The 16,595-nt window shown below is 61.8% G+C and carries 14 protein-coding genes and 1 tRNA gene; 7 read left to right on the top strand and 8 right to left on the bottom strand.

Annotated features, from left to right (window positions below; translation table 11 throughout):
- Positions 1 to 64: 64 nt before the first annotated feature.
- From AC1DWZ_RS00390 to AC1DWZ_RS00380, 3 genes are read right to left on the bottom strand one after another with little or no spacing between them, the layout of a single operon-like run.
- Positions 65 to 670, bottom strand: a complete 606-nt coding sequence (locus AC1DWZ_RS00390; RefSeq protein ID WP_477166874.1) for a hypothetical protein — start codon at positions 668 to 670, stop codon at positions 65 to 67.
- Complete coding sequence (locus AC1DWZ_RS00385) at positions 667 to 1,323, bottom strand: hypothetical protein (RefSeq protein ID WP_477166873.1); 657 nt, start codon at positions 1,321 to 1,323, stop codon at positions 667 to 669. The genes AC1DWZ_RS00390 and AC1DWZ_RS00385 overlap by 4 nt, the downstream gene beginning before the upstream one ends.
- Positions 1,320 to 2,078 carry a MotA/TolQ/ExbB proton channel family protein gene (locus tag AC1DWZ_RS00380; RefSeq protein ID WP_477166872.1) on the bottom strand — a complete coding sequence of 253 codons (759 nt, stop codon included), beginning with the start codon at positions 2,076 to 2,078 and terminating at the stop codon, positions 1,320 to 1,322. The genes AC1DWZ_RS00385 and AC1DWZ_RS00380 overlap by 4 nt, the downstream gene beginning before the upstream one ends.
- Before the next feature lie 243 nt (positions 2,079 to 2,321).
- Here AC1DWZ_RS00380 and AC1DWZ_RS00375 point away from each other — a divergent pair, with 243 nt between their 5' ends.
- Complete coding sequence (locus AC1DWZ_RS00375) at positions 2,322 to 3,740, top strand: sensor histidine kinase (RefSeq protein ID WP_477166871.1); 1,419 nt, start codon at positions 2,322 to 2,324, stop codon at positions 3,738 to 3,740.
- Positions 3,737 to 4,408 (top strand): response regulator, encoded by a 672-nt coding sequence (locus AC1DWZ_RS00370; RefSeq protein ID WP_477166870.1) that lies wholly within the window; start codon positions 3,737 to 3,739, stop codon positions 4,406 to 4,408. The genes AC1DWZ_RS00375 and AC1DWZ_RS00370 overlap by 4 nt, the downstream gene beginning before the upstream one ends.
- A 29-nt stretch (positions 4,409 to 4,437) precedes the next feature.
- Here the strand turns inward: AC1DWZ_RS00370 and AC1DWZ_RS00365 are convergent.
- From AC1DWZ_RS00365 to AC1DWZ_RS00350, 4 genes are all read right to left on the bottom strand, one after another.
- Positions 4,438 to 4,513, bottom strand: a tRNA-Met gene (locus AC1DWZ_RS00365).
- A gap of 84 nt (positions 4,514 to 4,597) precedes the next feature.
- Positions 4,598 to 6,589 carry an RNA polymerase sigma factor RpoD gene (gene rpoD, locus AC1DWZ_RS00360; RefSeq protein ID WP_477166869.1) on the bottom strand — a complete coding sequence of 664 codons (1,992 nt, stop codon included), beginning with the start codon at positions 6,587 to 6,589 and terminating at the stop codon, positions 4,598 to 4,600.
- 58 nt (positions 6,590 to 6,647) lie between these two features.
- The gene (dnaG, locus tag AC1DWZ_RS00355; RefSeq protein ID WP_477166868.1) at positions 6,648 to 8,573 is read right to left on the bottom strand and encodes a DNA primase; all 1,926 of its coding nucleotides are present in this window, start codon (positions 8,571 to 8,573) and stop codon (positions 6,648 to 6,650) included.
- Positions 8,574 to 8,588: 15 nt separating this feature from the next.
- Positions 8,589 to 9,038 (bottom strand): GatB/YqeY domain-containing protein, encoded by a 450-nt coding sequence (locus AC1DWZ_RS00350; RefSeq protein WP_477166867.1) that lies wholly within the window; start codon positions 9,036 to 9,038, stop codon positions 8,589 to 8,591.
- A 246-nt stretch (positions 9,039 to 9,284) separates the two neighbouring features.
- Between AC1DWZ_RS00350 and carA the strand changes: the two genes are divergently transcribed.
- The 5 genes from carA to AC1DWZ_RS00325 all read left to right on the top strand — a co-directional run bounded on the left by carA (position 9,285) and on the right by AC1DWZ_RS00325 (position 15,706).
- Positions 9,285 to 10,466, top strand: a complete 1,182-nt coding sequence (gene carA / locus AC1DWZ_RS00345; RefSeq protein WP_477166866.1) for a glutamine-hydrolyzing carbamoyl-phosphate synthase small subunit — start codon at positions 9,285 to 9,287, stop codon at positions 10,464 to 10,466.
- Positions 10,466 to 11,011, top strand: a complete 546-nt coding sequence (locus AC1DWZ_RS00340) for an endonuclease domain-containing protein (RefSeq protein ID WP_477166865.1) — start codon at positions 10,466 to 10,468, stop codon at positions 11,009 to 11,011. The genes carA and AC1DWZ_RS00340 overlap by 1 nt, the downstream gene beginning before the upstream one ends.
- Positions 10,995 to 14,228: a carbamoyl-phosphate synthase large subunit gene (gene carB / locus AC1DWZ_RS00335; RefSeq protein WP_477166864.1), complete on the top strand. Its 3,234-nt coding sequence runs from the start codon at positions 10,995 to 10,997 to the stop codon at positions 14,226 to 14,228. Before AC1DWZ_RS00340 ends, carB begins: the two co-directional genes overlap by 17 nt.
- Positions 14,229 to 14,426: 198 nt before the next feature.
- Positions 14,427 to 14,900, top strand: coding sequence for a transcription elongation factor GreA (gene greA / locus AC1DWZ_RS00330; RefSeq protein WP_477166863.1), 474 nt, complete (start codon positions 14,427 to 14,429; stop codon positions 14,898 to 14,900).
- Positions 14,901 to 14,911: 11 nt separating this feature from the next.
- Positions 14,912 to 15,706, top strand: a complete 795-nt coding sequence (locus tag AC1DWZ_RS00325) for a ribonuclease T2 family protein (protein WP_477166862.1) — start codon at positions 14,912 to 14,914, stop codon at positions 15,704 to 15,706.
- 273 nt (positions 15,707 to 15,979) lie between these two features.
- Here AC1DWZ_RS00325 and AC1DWZ_RS00320 read toward each other — a convergent pair whose 3' ends face one another.
- The gene (locus AC1DWZ_RS00320) at positions 15,980 to 16,336 is read right to left on the bottom strand and encodes a hypothetical protein (protein WP_477166861.1); all 357 of its coding nucleotides are present in this window, start codon (positions 16,334 to 16,336) and stop codon (positions 15,980 to 15,982) included.
- Between the last annotated feature and the right edge of the window lie 259 nt (positions 16,337 to 16,595).

Raw genomic sequence — 16,595 nt, 5'->3', positions numbered from 1 at the left:
GGAATTCCGCCGGGTTTCTAGGAGAGTATAGCTAGCGCGCCAAAGATCGCGCACTGGGATGAGATCAGGGAACGTCTTTGGGCGGCAGCAGCGGCTTTGGCAACGGAATAAGGTCGACCGATTTCGACTGGCCGCCGAGAAAGGCTGGATCGAACAAGCCGCCGCCTGAAGGATCGCCACCCGGGGGTGCAGCGGCATTCACCGGCGAAGTGCCCGCGACGCGGTCCTCTTGCGGCAGGTGGCCGAAGAATTGGGACCGGCCGCCTTGGGGATGGCCCTGCTCGATCTCCGCCTGTGCGGCAGACACGCGCCGCGCCAGTTCTGTCGAATAGGGCAAGAGGTAGGCCCGGGGTGCACCGCTGGGCAGGTTGGCGTCGTCCAACGCCTCCAGCCAGAGATGGACGGCACCGGGCTCCTCCTGGGCCGGATTCGGTTCAATGACGCGGGTCCACAATACCTGAAATTTGTYCGGCACGGCGACCGGCGCCGACCAGCCAAGCAAGCCTTGCGTTGCGAAGAAGACCACGAGGTAAAAGACGCTGGCCGCCAGGATCTGGGCAACCTTGATCGGCCGGGGAATCGGTAGCCGTATCATCACCACAAGCAGCAAGACGCTCAACAGCACGTAAGCCAGGGTCAGGCAGAGGACGCTGGTCTGCAAATTCATCATTGGGGCGCACCGTTTCGCCATGCTTTGCCGTCCGGCGCGGCGTTGTAGAAGGTCTGCAGGATCGACCTCTCGATATGGCTGGTTTCCGTGACCGCACCGCTTGCATCCAGCGTGAAGCGCGCGGCGGTCTTTTCCACGCCGCCTGCATTGAACTCAATCGTTTCCTTGGCCACGATCGTCACGATGGGGTTGAGCTTCTGGACAGTCACCGTCACCGGGACCGTCCGTCCCGTGAGCGCGCTGAAATGATAGACATTCACCGTATATTCGCCGGCCACGATGCCGCGCAGGCTGACCAGTTCCTGCCGGGTCGCCGTTGGCACTTTCTGGCCGTTGACCATGACAAACGCGTTGAGACCGCCCCGGTTGTCGCGATCCAACAGCATGAAGCCGGCCTCGCGCCGCCGGAACCAGACGATGTTGCCAAGCGGGTCCTGGACGAAGGTATCGAAATCGTCGGGATGATTATCCGGCCAGTCCACGCTGATGAGAAATTCGGCCTTGCTGTCCACTTTGCCGTTCTTCGCCTCAGGCGCGACGAGGAGCAGTGCGAAGAAAAACAGGAAGGCCAGAACCTGTAGCGCCTTGAACAGCACAACACTGAAGGGATCGAAGGCTTCCTCGCGCGGCAGGAGTTCGAAATTGTCGATCATTCCGCGGCCGTGCGGCGTTCCAGTGCCGAGATGACATGGACTTCAGTGAGATCGACCGCAAAAGCAAAGATCTTTGCCGTGGCGCTGTCCAGAAGGGCATATTGAATTCGGATCAGGATCGAGCCGACGAGGCCGACCAGGGTCGTATACATGGCGACCGCCATGCCGTCGCTCATCAGCGACATCGACGATCGGACCGCCGCGCGATTTTCGGGATCCAGTCCAGCAATCGGCGCCAGCATCATGATGAAGCCGATGATGGTGCCCAGAAGGCCGAGCTTCATCAGCGTGTCGCCGGCGAAGAGGCCGAATGGATTCGACCCGCGCAATCGGTCGGCCAGAACGCGCAGAAGCAGAGTCTGATCAATGCGCCCGGCGCCCTGCAACGCCGCCTTGGTGATCAGATCGCGGATATGGCTGGCGACATGGCCCGATGGGCCGTCCTTGCGCGCCGCACTTTCCTGGGTGGGTCCATCATTCAGGAATTCATCGCCGTCACCGACCACCGCTCGAGCGGTCTTCAGGGCGGCATCTCCTTCCCGCGAGACGATGATGATGCGCCACAGGCAATGCAGGCTGCTGCCGACATAGAGCAGGCCGATGACCGAGGAAATATGGGTACGATCACTGGTGAGCATCATGTCGATCAGCCCATAGTACCAAAGGATGAGAACGGCAAAGAGACAGACACCGGTGAAAATCAGCCAGGGCAGCAAGGGATCGCGTCCTGGCAGTTCGAGATTGCGTGCGCTCATGCGGATACGGCTCTCCAGGGTGTTTTGCCAAGGCTTCTGGGGCGGCACCGCGCAGCTTATCTGTCAATACGGCCGAGAGAGTGGGCACGGGACCCGCGTCACCCTGGGCAATTTGCCCGACCTGCTTCCGACGCCGCCGCTCATTGTCGTTGGTCATTCCCTCGGTACTTGCCGGCCAAGATGCTTGCCACCCAAGATCGGGGCGGCCAGTATGGACAAAGCCAATTCGACCGAGAGAGAAAAATGACTCTGTTCGCTCATCTCGTCTTGCGTCTCATCGGTGTCGTGCTCGTCTGCCTGGTCTGCGCCGTCGGCTGGGTGTTGATCGACACGCATCGCGCCATCGAAAAAGAATCGGCAGCGTCTGCCGACCGGGTCGCCAGCACGCTTGAAACATTGTATTGGCGTGAATTGCTCTGGCGCGGCGGATTGAGCCGGGGCCATTTGCTACCGACTCCCGACTGGGAAACGATGGCGACCATGAAAGCCATCTCGCCCGGCGTTTGCATCACCTTTGCACCTGGCAACGACTTGCCGCGACGCCTGTGCAGCCAGTTGGAGACGATCAGCGACCCGGCGCCGGCCTGGTTCGAAAATTTCTATGATCGTGTCTTTGGCAGCTATGCGCGGGTCGAGCGGCCCCTGACATTGCGGCAGCCGACAGAAGGCGTGATCTCGGCCGAGCCTGACCGCGGCGCCGCGGTCCGCCAGGCATGGCATCAGATCTATGTCGTGCTCAGCGTGGCGGCACTGCTCGCCATCGCGATCGGCGTTCTCGCCGCCCTGTTCATCGGGCAATCGCTGATGCCCGCCCGGGCTATTGTCGCCGGCCTCCGGCGGCTGGAGCGCGGCGACTACAGCTACCGCCTGCCCGGTTGCCGCACCACGGAGTTCAACCGCATCTCCGGCGCGCTGAATGATCTGACCGCCCGCTTGGCGGAGACGACCGCGCAGCGCGCGGCGCTGACGACCCGCCTGTTCCAAGTCCAGGAGGAAGAGCGGCGGGCGCTGGCGCGGGATCTCCATGACGAATTCGGCCAATGCCTTGCTGCGGTGGGTGCCCTGGCCGCCGCCATTGAGATGGAAGCAGCGGCAGACCGGCCCGAGATCGCGCGGGACGCCCGCTCGATTATTGGCGTCGGCAAGGGGATGACGGCAACGCTGCGCGGCGCCCTCGCCCGCCTGCGTTCGCAGGAGGTCGAGGAGCTCGGCCTAGAAGCGAGCCTGGCGCAGCTCGTCGCCGGATGGAACGTGCAAAATGAACCGCAGGCGGCCTTCCATCTCGATGTTGTCGGCGACCTCGCCGGATTGCCGGAGGCGACGGCTCTCAACATCTATCGCATCGCCCAGGAATGCCTGACCAATGCCGCGCGGCACGGTAAACCCCGCGACGTCCATCTGCATGTCGAGCGGGTTGACGCCCGGGACGACGAGCCGGGGCGCAGCGGTGCCGTGGCGCTCAGCGTGGAGGATGACGGGGGCGGCAGTCCCGGCCGGCTGCATTCCGCATCGGGTTATGGCATCCTCGGAATCCGCGAGCGGGTCGCGGCGCTAGGCGGCAGCTTGTCGATCGATCAGGCTCGCCGCGGCGTGCGCATCGCCGCTCTCATTCCGTTGATGCCCGCACGCGACCCATCCATCGCGACGGCGGTGCCGGCTTGACCGATCTCACCATCTTGCTGGTCGACGATCACCCCGTAGTACGGGAAGGATATCGGCGGCTGTTTGAACGGACGCCGGGCTACCGGGTCGTGGCTGAAGCCCATGATGCCGCGTCGGCCTACCAAGCCTATCAGAAGTCGCAGCCCGATGTCGTGGTCATGGATCTCTCGCTGCCCGGCATTGGCGGTATCGAAGCCTTGCGCCACATCCGGCAATGGGACCGCGATGCGCGCATTCTCATCTGCACCATGCACAGCGGCGCCGGCTTTGCGTTGAAGGCTTTTGAGGCAGGTGCCACCGGTTATGTAACGAAGGGAAGCGACGCCGCGGAGCTGATCAATTCCGTCGCGATTGTCGCCAAGGGTGGTCGTGCCATGAGTAACGATGTGGCCAGGGAGATCGCCGCCGAACGACTCGCTCATCCAAGCTCCGCGTTGGACGACCTCAGCCCGCGTGAGACTGAAATTCTTCGCCTCGTCGCCTCTAGCTGGTCTGCCGAGGAAATTTCGGCCTCGCTGCATCTCAGCCTCAAGACCGTCCGCAACTACCATTACCAGATCAAAGCCAAGCTCGGCGCCCGCACGGACGCCCAACTGGTGTGGCTAGCCATCAGCGCCGGCCTCGTCGGCGCCAATCTGCAGCCGGGTCTAGTCACGCGATCTGAGTGAAGAATTCGTTCAAGAATTTTTGAAGAGAATGGTGGGCCCGGAGGGACTCGAACCCCCGACAACACCGTTATGAGCGGCGCGTTCTAACCGCTGAACTACGGGCCCCCGAGGCGTGCGGCGTGCGCCTCACCCTGCCACTCGTCATCCCGGACTCTGACCGGACATGACGAGGAAAGGCAAGAAACGGTATCAGGTATCCAGGAAGCTCCGCAGCTTCCGTGAGCGGCTCGGATGCTTCAGTTTGCGGAGCGCCTTCGCCTCGATCTGGCGGATGCGTTCGCGGGTCACCGAGAATTGCTGGCCGACTTCTTCCAGCGTGTGGTCGGTGTTCATGCCGATGCCAAAGCGCATGCGCAGCACGCGCTCTTCACGGGCGGTCAATGTCGCCAGCACGCGGGTCGTGGTTTCGCGCAAATTCGCCTGGATGGCGGCATCGAGCGGCAGGACCGCGTTCTTGTCTTCGATGAAATCGCCAAGATGCGAATCCTCCTCGTCGCCGATCGGCGTTTCGAGGGAGATCGGTTCCTTGGCGATCTTCAGGACCTTGCGCACTTTTTCCAGCGGCATCAGCAGCTTTTCTGCCAATTCCTCCGGCGTCGGTTCACGGCCGATTTCGTGGAGCATCTGGCGGCTGGTGCGGACCAGCTTGTTGATCGTTTCGATCATATGCACCGGGATGCGGATGGTGCGGGCCTGATCGGCGATCGAGCGGGTGATCGCCTGGCGGATCCACCAGGTGGCATAGGTCGAGAATTTGTAGCCGCGGCGATATTCGAACTTATCGACGGCCTTCATCAGGCCGATATTGCCTTCCTGGATGAGATCGAGGAATTGCAGGCCGCGGTTGGTGTATTTCTTGGCGATCGAAATGACGAGACGAAGGTTGGCTTCCACCATTTCCTTCTTGGCACGGCTGGCTTCGCGTTCGCCCTTCTGCACCGTGTTGACGATGCGGCGGAAATCACCGATCGGCAGGTTGACGATGCCCGAAATCTCGGCGATGCCCCCACGGATGTTCTTGGCTTCGTCCTTGAAGTCGATGGCGAACTTCTTCCAGCCCTTGCCGGCGAGCTTGCCGACCTTGGCGATCCATTTCGGATCGAGCTCGGCGCCGTAATATTTCTGCAGGAATTCTTCGCGCTTCACGCCGGCCTTCATGGTCTGGCGCATCAGCTGGCCTTCGAGGCCCATCAAACGGCGGTTGAGACCATAAAGCTGATCGACCAGCGCTTCGATCCGGTTGTTGTTGAGGCGCACGGAGCGCATCAGCTCGACCATCTCGAGCTTCTGCTTCTCGTAGCTCTTTTCCGAGCGCGGGTTCAGCTCTTCGCCGGCAAGGATCGTCTCCAGGCGCTTCACCTGGACCTTGTCGAGCTTCTTCTGGAGCGAGGCGATCTTGTCGAAGGTCTCGAGGACCTGCGGCATCAGGGTAAGTTCCATCGACGCCAGCGAGACGGCGGCTTCTTCGCCCTCTTCGCCTTCCGCGGCGGCGGGCTTGGCCTCGCCTTCCGCGGCTTCGGCCTCAGCCTCAGCTTCCGGCTCGTCGCCTTCAAGCGCTGCCTCGTTCTGGCGCAGCATCTCTTCTTCCGACAGCGGGGCACCGCCCATGCTGGCGTCGAGATCGATGATATCGCGCAACAGCAGCTCGCCGGCCTTGAGCTTGTCGCGCCATTCGACGATGCAGCGATGCGTGGTCGGGCTTTCGCCGATGCCGCCGATCATCATGTCGCGGCCGGCTTCGATGCGCTTGGCGATGGCAATTTCGCCTTCGCGCGAGAGCAGCTCGACCGATCCCATTTCGCGCAAGTACATGCGCACCGGATCGTCGGTGCGGCCGACATCGCTGTCGTTCAGATTGCCGGCGGGCTTGGCGTCTTCATCGCCATCGGCATCGGCTTCGGCCTTCGGCTCGTCTTCGCTCTCTTCGCTATCGTCGTTCTCGACGACGTTGATGCCCATCTCATTGAGGAGCGCCAGCGTGTCTTCGATCTGTTCCGAGGACATCTGCTCAGGCGGCAGGACGGCATTGAGCTCGTCATAGGTGACGTAGCCGCGCTCCTTGGCCTTGGCGAGCATCTTGCGGACGGCGGCATTCATGCCATCCATCAACGGACCTTCTGCGGTCTCTTCCTTCGGCTTGGCTGCATCGGCCTGGGGTTTCGCGGTCGGTTTGGTTGCCATCTATTCTCACCTGAGCTCTTTGAGCGTCTAATCGGTCACGTTACGGCTGAATAACCGTTCAACTTTTGAATAAGAATTCAGTGTCGGCGAGATCCAGATCGCGCCGCCTGCTCTCTGCTTCGAGTTTCTGCTGCTGCGCCGCTTGGAAGCGGTCGAGGTTCTCCTGAGACATGTCTTCCTCCAGGGCCCGTGCCGCCGCTTCCAGCTCGACCTCGATCTCGGTCTCGCGCAAGATGGCCATAACGTGCAAAAGCCCCGCCTCAGCCTGGGAAAGCCCGGCTGAAGGAAGGGCAAATCTGATCGTTCCCGTATGCCGAACCAGTGTTTCGATCGCTGCGGAGAAACCTAGTTCCATCAAATGGTTCCTGAGGTCGCCCGCTTCAAGGTCCGGATGTCGGGAGGCGAGGTCTAACAAGGCCCCCTTCAGCTTGTCAAGCTGACGGTCCGGAATGGGGATCAAAGCCGCCGCCTCGCCATGCCGGTGGAGGAGGTCGGGATGGTTAATAAGGACCGCCAGAAGCACCTCATATGGTAGGCGCTTGACCCCGGCCGTCCCGCGCCTCGCTGCTTCCCCACCCCCATCCAGATGCTGGAAGGGTGAGCCTGGCTGGCGAATATTTGCAAAGCGGCCAAAGCGTTGGCCACTTGGCGGCCTGGCCTGCACCTGCCCAGCCCGGGCTTGGGCGGGGTTGGCGAACATCTGGTCGAGGCGGTTGAGCATCTCCCGCCGGTAATCCTCCATGACCCCTTTATCGGCAATCCGGTTGATCGCCGCCAAAAGGTCGCGGCGGAAGCCGGACCGGCGTTCCGGGGTGTCGAGGGTCCGGCCAGCCAGCGTCTCGGTCCACAGCACGTCGACCAGGGGCTGCGCCTTTTCCAGCACCTGGCGCATGGCGCCCGCCCCACCACCGGCGCCACCGCCATGGGCGGGTCCCCGGATAAGGTCGTCAGGATCCTGGCCCTGGGGCAGCCAGGCAAAACGCAGGGAGAGGCCGGGTTTCAGGAGCGGGAGCACGCGCTCGACGCCGCGGGCGGCAGCCTTCTGCCCGGCATTATCACCGTCGAAACAAAGGATTGGCTCCTGTGAGAAACGCCAAAGGAGCTGGATATGATCCTCGGTGAGGGCCGTGCCCAGCGGCGCCACGGCGTGTGGAAAGCCGCCCTCGGCCAAGGCGATCACATCCATATAGCCTTCGACCACGATGATCTCGTTCTTGTCGCGGGCCGGTTTCTGGGCGTGGTTGAGATTGTAGAGCGTGCGGCCCTTGTGAAAGAGCGGCGTTTCCGGGGAATTGAGGTATTTGGGCTTCTCATCCCCCAGCGCACGGCCGCCAAAGGCGATGACGCGGCCCTTGGAATCCATGATCGGGAACATGACCCGGCCGCGAAAGCGGTCATAGACCCGGCCCGAATCCTCATTCTTCACCAGCATGCCGGATTCCAAGGAGATTGCTTCCGGGATGTTCTCCTTGGCGAGCTTGGATTTCAGCGCCTCGAACCCGTCCGGGGCAAAACCGAGGCGGAATCGTTTCATGGTTTCAGGCGTCAGGCCCCGCCTTCGGAAATAATCGAGACCGGCCCGCCCAGCGCTGCCGCCCAGCTGCGATTCGAAGAACTTCGCGGAAAGCTCCATGACACCGGCCAGCGTGTCCTGGCGTTCGGCCCGTTCGCGGGCTTCGGGATTGTCGCGGGGAATCTCGAGGCCGGCCTCGCCAGCGAGCTTTTCGACGGCATCGCGGAACTGCATGCCCTCCGTCTCCATGACGAAGGTGATGACATCGCCATGGGCACCACAGCCGAAGCAATGGTAATGCGGCTCGTCCGGCCCTTCATAGACATGAAAGGACGGGCTTTTTTCGTTGTGGAAGGGACAGAGTCCGGTTGCCTGCAGGCCGCGGCGATTAAGCCGCACGCGCCGGCCCACGACATCAAAAATCGAGACGCGGCGGCGCAGCTCTTCGAGGAATTGCGGCAGCAGCGCCATATGCGAAAAGGCCCCTTAGCCGAGCTTCGCCTTCACCAGGGCACCAACCTTGCCGAAATCGAGCTGGCCGGCAAAGCGTTCTTTGAGGATGCCCATCACCTTGCCCATGTCCTTGATCGAGCTGGCGCCAGTTTCGGTCACGATGGCGGCGATGGCCGCCGTCGTATCGGCCTCGGACAATTGCTTGGGCAGATAGCGGTTGATGACGTCGATCTCGCCCTGTTCCTTGGCCGCGAGTTCCGGGCGGTTGCCCTTGGTGTACATCTCGATGCTTTCCTGGCGCTGGCGGATCATCTTCTGCAGCATGTCGATGATCTCGGCGTCGGAAATGCCGTTCATATTGCCGGGACGGGCGGCGATGTCCTTGTCCTTGATGGCGGCGGTGATCAGGCGGAGGCCGGAAAGCGCCTCATCCTTGGCCTTCATGGCCGTTTTGACATCATCATTGATCCGCTGCCGCAGCATGGGCGCCATCCGTTCGGGTGAGGTATAGTGGAAAGGCCGGACACTACAGGATTCGCTTTCGCGAGTCCATGCGGCTGATAGTCATCAAGCCTTTGAAAAACCTCGCTATTCTTTTCGAGACGCCGCTTGACGCGAGGTCTGTCACGGAATAGAAACTCCCAACTTGCGGCCAGCGGTCTTTAAGCTGAAGGCGGCTGCCCAGGTTGGCACGCCTCCCTTTTCACGCACGCACGCAAAGGCCCGCGCATGACCGCCGCGACCAAATCCCCACACGCGCCCGCATATGATGCAGCCCCAATCGCCACGGCGCTCATCGTTCTTGCCGACGGGACCGTGCTGAAGGGCCGAGGCTTGGGTGCAGAAGGCCATGCGGTGGGCGAGATCTGCTTCAACACCTCGATGACCGGCTATCAGGAGATCATGACCGATCCTTCCTATGCCGGGCAGATCATCACCTTCACATTCCCGCATATCGGCAATGTCGGTGCCAACCCCGAGGATGTCGAGACCCAGCGCGTGGCAGCGCGCGGCGCCATCCTCAACCTCGACATCACCGAACCGTCGAACTGGCGCGCGACCCAGCATTTCGATGCCTGGCTGAAGGCCAACAATCTGCCGGCCATCGCCGGCATCGATACCCGCGCCCTCACCCACCGCATTCGCGACCTTGGCGCGCCGAATGGCGTCATCGCTGTGAATCATGAAGGCAAGTTCGACATTCCGGCACTGATCAAGGAAGCCAAGGCCTGGCCCGGCCTCGACGGCATGGACCTCGCCAAGGACGTCACCTGCCGCCAGGCCTATCATTGGGAAGGCTCGACCTGGGATCTGAGCGCTGGCTACACCAAAGCGCCAGCCGCCAAATACAAGGTCGTCGCCATCGATTACGGCGCCAAGGATAATATCCTCCGGTGCCTGTCTGCTGCCGGTTGCGATGTCACCGTGGTGCCGGCCACCGCCAGCACGGACGATGTGCTGCGGCATAGGCCGGATGGCGTGTTCCTCTCCAACGGCCCGGGCGATCCGGCGGCCACCGGCGAATATGCCGTGCCGGTGATCCGCGACCTCATCGCCAAGGATCTGCCGATCTTCGGCATCTGCCTCGGCCACCAGATGCTGGCGCTGGCGCTGGGTGGCAAGACAAAGAAGATGGGCCGCGGCCATCGCGGCGCCAACCATCCGGTCAAGGATATCGGCACCGGCAAGGTTGAGATCACCAGCCAGAATCATGGCTTTGAAGTGATGGCGGAGAGTTTGCCGAAGGATGTCGTCATCACGCACCGCTCCCTGTTCGATGATTGCGTCGAGGGGTTGGCCATGACCACGAAGCCGGTCTTCTCGGTACAATACCACCCCGAGGCATCGCCAGGCCCGCAGGACAGCCATTATCTGTTCCACCGGTTTGTTGAGAACATGGCGAAGAAGTGATGATGGCTGGCAGCGGGAAATCGGGGGCATACCCCCCTCCCCGACCCTCCCCCTCAAGGGGGGAGGGAGATTCGACCGAATCTCAGACGTCGAACAAGTCTTCTCCAATTGCAAACGCGTCCTCGCCATCTACGAAGACGTCCTCTCCCCCCTTGAGGGGGAGAGCTAGAGAGGGGGGTATCTCTCCGCTGGCACAATCTGCGAGCAAGAAGCTCCGCAGCACCATGACCGAGGTGGAGAAGAAATTGTGGCGATTGCTAAGCCGCAAGCAATTTGCCGGGCATCGCTTTCGCCGCCAGGCACCCATCGGCCCTTACATCGTCGACTTCTTCTGTCCGAGCGTGAAGCTCATCATCGAACTCGATGGTGGGCAGCATGCCGATCGCGCCGCGCACGACCGACGACGAACTGATTTCCTGGAGCGCGCCGGCTATCGCGTGCTGCGCATCTGGAACAACGACCTTTTGCAAAATGAACACGGCGCACTGATACTTATCAGTCAGGCGCTTGGAATAGACGAGACAAGTGATGCCCAAACGCACTGATATCCACTCCATCCTCATCATCGGCGCCGGGCCGATTGTCATTGGGCAGGCTTGTGAGTTCGATTATTCCGGGGCGCAGGCTTGCAAGGCGCTGCGGGCTGAGGGGTATCGGGTCATTCTGGTGAACTCGAATCCGGCCACCATCATGACCGATCCGGATCTGGCGGATGCAACTTACGTCGAGCCGATCACGCCGGAAGTGGTGGCGAAGATCATCGAGAAGGAGCGGCCGGACGCGGTGCTGCCAACCATGGGCGGGCAGACGGCGCTCAACACGGCGATGGCGCTGCATAAGTCAGGCAAGCTTGCGGAACTTGGCGTCGAGCTCATTGGCGCCAATGCGCATGCGATCGACATGGCGGAAGACCGTTTCCTGTTCCGTGAGGCCATGGACCGGATCGGGTTGGAGAGCCCCAAGGGGCGCCAGGTCGAGACCATGGAAGAAGCGCTTGAAGCGCTGGACTATGTGGGCCTGCCCGCCATCATCCGCCCGAGTTTCACGCTGGGCGGCACCGGTGGCGGCATCGCGCAGTCGCGCGAGGAATTCATGCGCATCATCGAAGGCGGCCTCAAGGCATCGCCGGTCGGCCAGGTGCTGGTCGAGGAATCGGTGCTGGGCTGGAAAGAGTTCGAGATGGAAGTGGTCCGCGACAAGGCGGACAATTGCATCATCATCTGTTCGATCGAGAATATCGACCCGATGGGTGTCCATACCGGCGATTCCGTGACCGTGGCGCCGGCCCTCACCCTCACCGACAAAGAATATCAGATCATGCGTAACGCCTCGATCGCGGTCCTGCGCGAGATCGGCGTCGATACCGGCGGATCGAACGTGCAGTACGCGATCAATCCGGAAACGGGACGCCTGGTCGTCATCGAGATGAATCCGCGCGTGTCGCGTTCGTCGGCACTGGCATCGAAAGCCACCGGCTTCCCGATCGCCAAGATCGCGGCGAAGCTTGCGGTCGGCTATACGCTGGACGAGCTTTCCAACGACATCACCAAGGTGACGCCGGCGAGCTTCGAGCCCACCATCGATTATGTCGTCACCAAGATGCCGCGCTTCACCTTCGAGAAGTTCGCCGGCGCCGAGGCGATCCTCTCTACCTCGATGAAATCCGTGGGCGAAGCGATGGCGATCGGAAGGTCGTTCGCAGAATCGCTGCAGAAGGCGCTCCGTTCGATGGAGACGGGCCTTACCGGTCTCAACGAAGTGGCGCTCGATGGCGATGACAAGCCGACCATCATGGCGCAGCTGGCCAAGCAGACACCGGACCGGCTACTGCTGATCGCCCAAGCCCTGCGCCATGGGCTCACCGTCGAAGAAATTCACGAAGCCTCGAAATTCGATCCCTGGTTCATCCGCCAGATCGAAGATCTGGTGCGCACCGAGGCCGAGGTCAAAGCCAAGGGCCTGCCGAAAACGCGCCCTGGCTTGATGCGCCTCAAGAAGCTCGGCTTCTCGGATGCGCGTCTGGCGCAATTGGTGGGCGAGAAGCCGGCCACCGTGACGGCACTGCGCCTGAAGCTCGACCTGCATCCGGTCTATAAATGCATCGACACCTGCGCGGCCGAATTCGCCTCCAACACGCCCTACATGTATTCCTGCTATGAGGGCGATGGCGTTGAGAAGGCCGAGACCGAAGCGAAGCCCAGCGACCGCAAGAAGGTGATGATCCTGGGCGGTGGCCCAAACCGCATCGGGCAAGGGATCGAGTTCGACTATTGCTGCGTTCATGCGGCTTACGCGCTGAAGGAAGCCGGTGTCGAGACCATCATGGTCAATTGCAACCCGGAGACCGTGTCGACCGATTACGACACCTCCGACCGCCTCTATTTCGAGCCGCTGACCGCCGAAGATGTGATCGAGATCGCGCGCGTCGAGCAGAGTAAGGGCACGTTGCTGGGCTGCATCGTGCAGTTCGGCGGGCAGACGCCGCTGAAGCTCGCCGCAGCCCTGGAAGCAGCGCATATCCCGATCCTCGGTACGTCGCCGGATGCCATCGATCTTGCTGAGGACCGCGAGCGCTTCCAGCAATTGCTGCATAAGCTGAAGCTGCGCCAGCCGAAGAACGGCATCGCGCGCTCGACCGAGGAGGCCGAACGCATCGCCAGCGAGGTCGGCTATCCGGTCGTCATCCGCCCGTCTTATGTGCTGGGCGGCCGTGCCATGGAGATCGTCCATGAGATCGGCCAGCTACGCCGTTACATGCGGACAGCCGTGCAGGTCTCCGGCGACAATCCGGTCCTCATTGATTCCTATCTCGAGGATGCGATCGAGGTCGATGTCGACGCGCTGGCGGACGGCACCGATGTCTATGTCGCCGGCATCATGGAACATATTGAAGAGGCCGGCATCCATTCCGGCGATTCCGCCTGCGCACTGCCGCCGCACACATTGCCGCTGCAGGTGATTGCGGAACTGCGCCGCCAGTCGGAAAGTCTCGCCATCGGCCTCAATGTCGTGGGCCTCATGAACGTGCAGTTCGCGATCAAGGGCGCTGACATCTATGTGCTGGAAGTCAACCCGCGGGCCAGCCGCACGGTACCCTTCGTTGCCAAGGCCACGGGCCTGCCGATCGCCAAGATCGCCGCAAGGGTCATGGCTGGTGAAAAGCTGAGCTCTTTTGACCTCAACACCAGCCTGCGCCACCATGTCGCGGTCAAGGAAGCTGTGTTCCCCTTCGCCCGCTTCCCGGGCGTCGACATCATCCTGGGGCCGGAAATGCGTTCGACCGGCGAGGTCATGGGCCTGGACTCAAACTTCGCCCGTGCCTTCCTGAAGGCGCAGATGGGCGCCGGGGTCCATCTGCCGAAGAGCGGCACGGTCTTCATTTCGGTCAAGGACAAGGACAAGCCCAGCATCGTGGGTGCCACCAAGCGCTTGCTGGACATGGGTTTTGACATCTGCGCGACACCGGGCACGGCGGCTTACCTGCGCAACCAGAACCTCAATGTCCGCGCCATCAACAAGGTTCATCAGGGGTCGCCGCATATTGTCGACGCCATGCAGCGCGGCGAAATCAAGCTGGTGTTCAACACGGTGGCCGGTAACAAGGCTGTCGGCGACAGTTTCAGCTTGCGCCGGGCGGCCCTGATGGGACAGATTCCCTATTACACGACCCTTTCGGGGGCCGTGGCGGCAGTCGATGCTGTTGGCGCCCAGGCTGCCGGGGAGCTTGCAGTCGCGCCTCTGCAATCGTACTTTAAGAGCTGAACGGGAAAAACGACCGCCACTCGTTAACGGTCGACCAGGTGCGGCCCAGTGTTTGATTGTCGTTTTCGACAGCCATTTTTAACTGGGGGATCTGGTTCCAACGCACATGTCAGCCCCACCGGGTAGCGACGCGGCCTCCTGAAACGGAGCCGGGCTGCGCCCGAGGGGTTCTTTTGCTTTTTTGCTATGGATTTGACCATGTTGAAGATTCCGATGACCGAGGACGGATTCGTCCGCCTCGAAGAAGAGTTGAAGCAGCTGAAGTCGGTCGAACGGCCGGCCATCATCCGTGCCATCGCGGAAGCGCGCGAGCATGGCGATCTTTCGGAAAACGCCGAGTATCACGCCGCGCGCGAACGCCAATCCTTCATCGAAGGCCGGGTGATGGAGCTTGAGGACAAGATTTCGCGCGCCGAGATCATTGATGTTTCGAAGCTGACCGGCAAGCAGGTCAAGTTCGGCGCCACGGTGACTCTCATCGATGAGGATACCGAGGAAAAGACGGTCTACCAGATCGTCGGCGAGGACGAAGCAGACATCAAATCGCGGCGCCTGGCCGTGACCGCGCCACTGGCCCGCGCGCTCATCAACAAATCGGTCGGTGAATCGGTCGAAGTGACGACACCCGGTGGCTCGAAATCCTACGAGATCGCCAAGGTGCAGTTCAAATAGGCCACGTCCCGATGAACCTGTTCAACGGCCGCCGGATCCGCATGATCCTGGTGGCCGTTTTCGTTTTGGCGGCCCCCTTGACGGTCAGGTCGGCCGCCGCCGAGACGCCGAGCTATGTGCTGGCCCTCTCCTGGCAGCCGGCCTTCTGCGACAGTGATGCGGGCAGCAGCAAGGCAGAATGCCGGACGCTGGCCGACGGCGATTGGGCCGCCGGCGATTGGGGACGAGGGCATTTCACGCTGCATGGGCTGTGGCCCAATGCCGATCGCAACAAGGACGGCAGGCTCGACGAGGCCGACGATTATTGCCTGCCGCCCGCCGCTCGCGCGGACGCCATCACGCTCGATCAAGGCAGTTGGCGCAGGCTGCCGCCGGTGGCCTTGCCGAGCAATCTTCAGCAGCGCCTGATCCACGTGATGCCCGGCACAGCATCGCAGCTGGAGCGGCATGAATGGATCCGCCATGGCAGCTGCAGCGGCTTCAGCGCCGCCCGCTATTTCGGCGCGGCAGTGGCATTGACCGAAGCAATGGCAGAGACCGAATTCAGCGCGTTCGTCGCCGGACAGGTTGGCAGAGATGTTGCCCGAAGCGATCTGCTGCAGGCTTTCAGAACTGAATTCGGCAAAGGAAGCGAGCGGGCATTGCAGCTGCTGTGCCACAAGGATGGTGGCGTCCCGGTGTTGAGCGAGATCCGGCTGCGCTTGCTGCCGGATGCGGTGGAGCAGCCATTGTCGGCGCAGTCGTTCGACACGGCGAAGGTCGCGAAAGGAAATTGCCCGGCGCGGATTTGGGTGGTGGGAGACTGATCGAACCATACCCCCCTCCCCGACCCTCCCCCTCAAGGGGGGAGGGAGTTTCGACCGAGCTTGATGGCTCGAACGAGCATACTCGATCGGTCCTCTCCCTCCTTGAGGGGGAGAGTTAGAGAGGGGGGTGTCTCTCAATCGACCCGATCCTCCCAAAATCAAACTCAGCCAACACGATCCTTACAGACCCAAAACTCGGCCACCACCAAAAACAAAACCCCACCACCTTGCGGTAGCGGGGTTCTTTATCAGCCGACCTTGCGGTCGAAAGATTTACATCGGGTTGGCGAGTTCCGCGTCGTAAAGGGCGAGGAGCGCCTTCACTTCGTCCGAATCGCAGCCCTTGTTGTAAACCAGGACGCGGGTATCGGTCTTCGCGGCTTCGATCAGCGTCAGACGCTCACCGGCCGGGATCTCGTAATTGATCTTCTTGTCGATATAGGTCGACACTTTGCTCCAGGCAGCCGGATCCAGCGTCATTTCACGGCAGGCTTCCGCAGCGCGGATGGCCTGGTGATACTGGCTGTAGATCGCGGTCTGATCCTGAGCCGACGCGAACGCGGCCGACGCCATCACGCTTCCCGCCACCAGGGCTGCCGCCGACAGGCGGATCACGAAACTCTTTGACATGGTTGGGTATCCCTCTTTTGAGCCCATGGAACGCAAAACCGGCCTTAGTCTCGTGCGGCCGGAAACAGAATTCAACAGGAATTTGCCGAAATACAGGGGTAATAACGCCCTCGGACGGACCAAAGTTCCCGTGGCAGACGCAAAAAGAAGCTTTTGAAGGCCGTTTGCGCCGCCTCTTTTGTCCCAAGGTTGACCCTTGGAGGCTGACCCTTTGGGTTTGTCCTCAGGCAGCCGCTATCGCCCCCGACTCGGCACCGGG

This window comes from Dongia sp. P2_B8 (assembly GCF_056404715.1).
Note: the sequence above shows the minus strand (reverse complement) of the source record. Positions and strands in the feature narration are given on the sequence as shown.

Bases quoted from the DNA above. Each gene is read 5' to 3' on its own strand.
- AC1DWZ_RS00385 (WP_477166873.1), bottom strand. From the start codon at position 1,323: ATGATCGACAATTTCGAACTCCTGCCGCGCGAGGAAGCCTTCGATCCC.
- AC1DWZ_RS00380 (WP_477166872.1), bottom strand. From the start codon at position 2,078: ATGAGCGCACGCAATCTCGAACTGCCAGGACGCGATCCCTTGCTGCCC.
- AC1DWZ_RS00375 (WP_477166871.1), top strand. From the start codon at position 2,322: ATGACTCTGTTCGCTCATCTCGTCTTGCGTCTCATCGGTGTCGTGCTC.
- rpoD (WP_477166869.1), bottom strand. From the start codon at position 6,589: ATGGCAACCAAACCGACCGCGAAACCCCAGGCCGATGCAGCCAAGCCG.
- dnaG (WP_477166868.1), bottom strand. From the start codon at position 8,573: ATGGCGCTGCTGCCGCAATTCCTCGAAGAGCTGCGCCGCCGCGTCTCG.
- AC1DWZ_RS00350 (WP_477166867.1), bottom strand. From the start codon at position 9,038: ATGCTGCGGCAGCGGATCAATGATGATGTCAAAACGGCCATGAAGGCC.
- carA (WP_477166866.1), top strand. From the start codon at position 9,285: ATGACCGCCGCGACCAAATCCCCACACGCGCCCGCATATGATGCAGCC.
- AC1DWZ_RS00340 (WP_477166865.1), top strand. From the start codon at position 10,466: ATGATGGCTGGCAGCGGGAAATCGGGGGCATACCCCCCTCCCCGACCC.
- carB (WP_477166864.1), top strand. From the start codon at position 10,995: ATGCCCAAACGCACTGATATCCACTCCATCCTCATCATCGGCGCCGGG.
- greA (WP_477166863.1), top strand. From the start codon at position 14,427: ATGTTGAAGATTCCGATGACCGAGGACGGATTCGTCCGCCTCGAAGAA.
- AC1DWZ_RS00325 (WP_477166862.1), top strand. From the start codon at position 14,912: ATGAACCTGTTCAACGGCCGCCGGATCCGCATGATCCTGGTGGCCGTT.
- AC1DWZ_RS00320 (WP_477166861.1), bottom strand. From the start codon at position 16,336: ATGTCAAAGAGTTTCGTGATCCGCCTGTCGGCGGCAGCCCTGGTGGCG.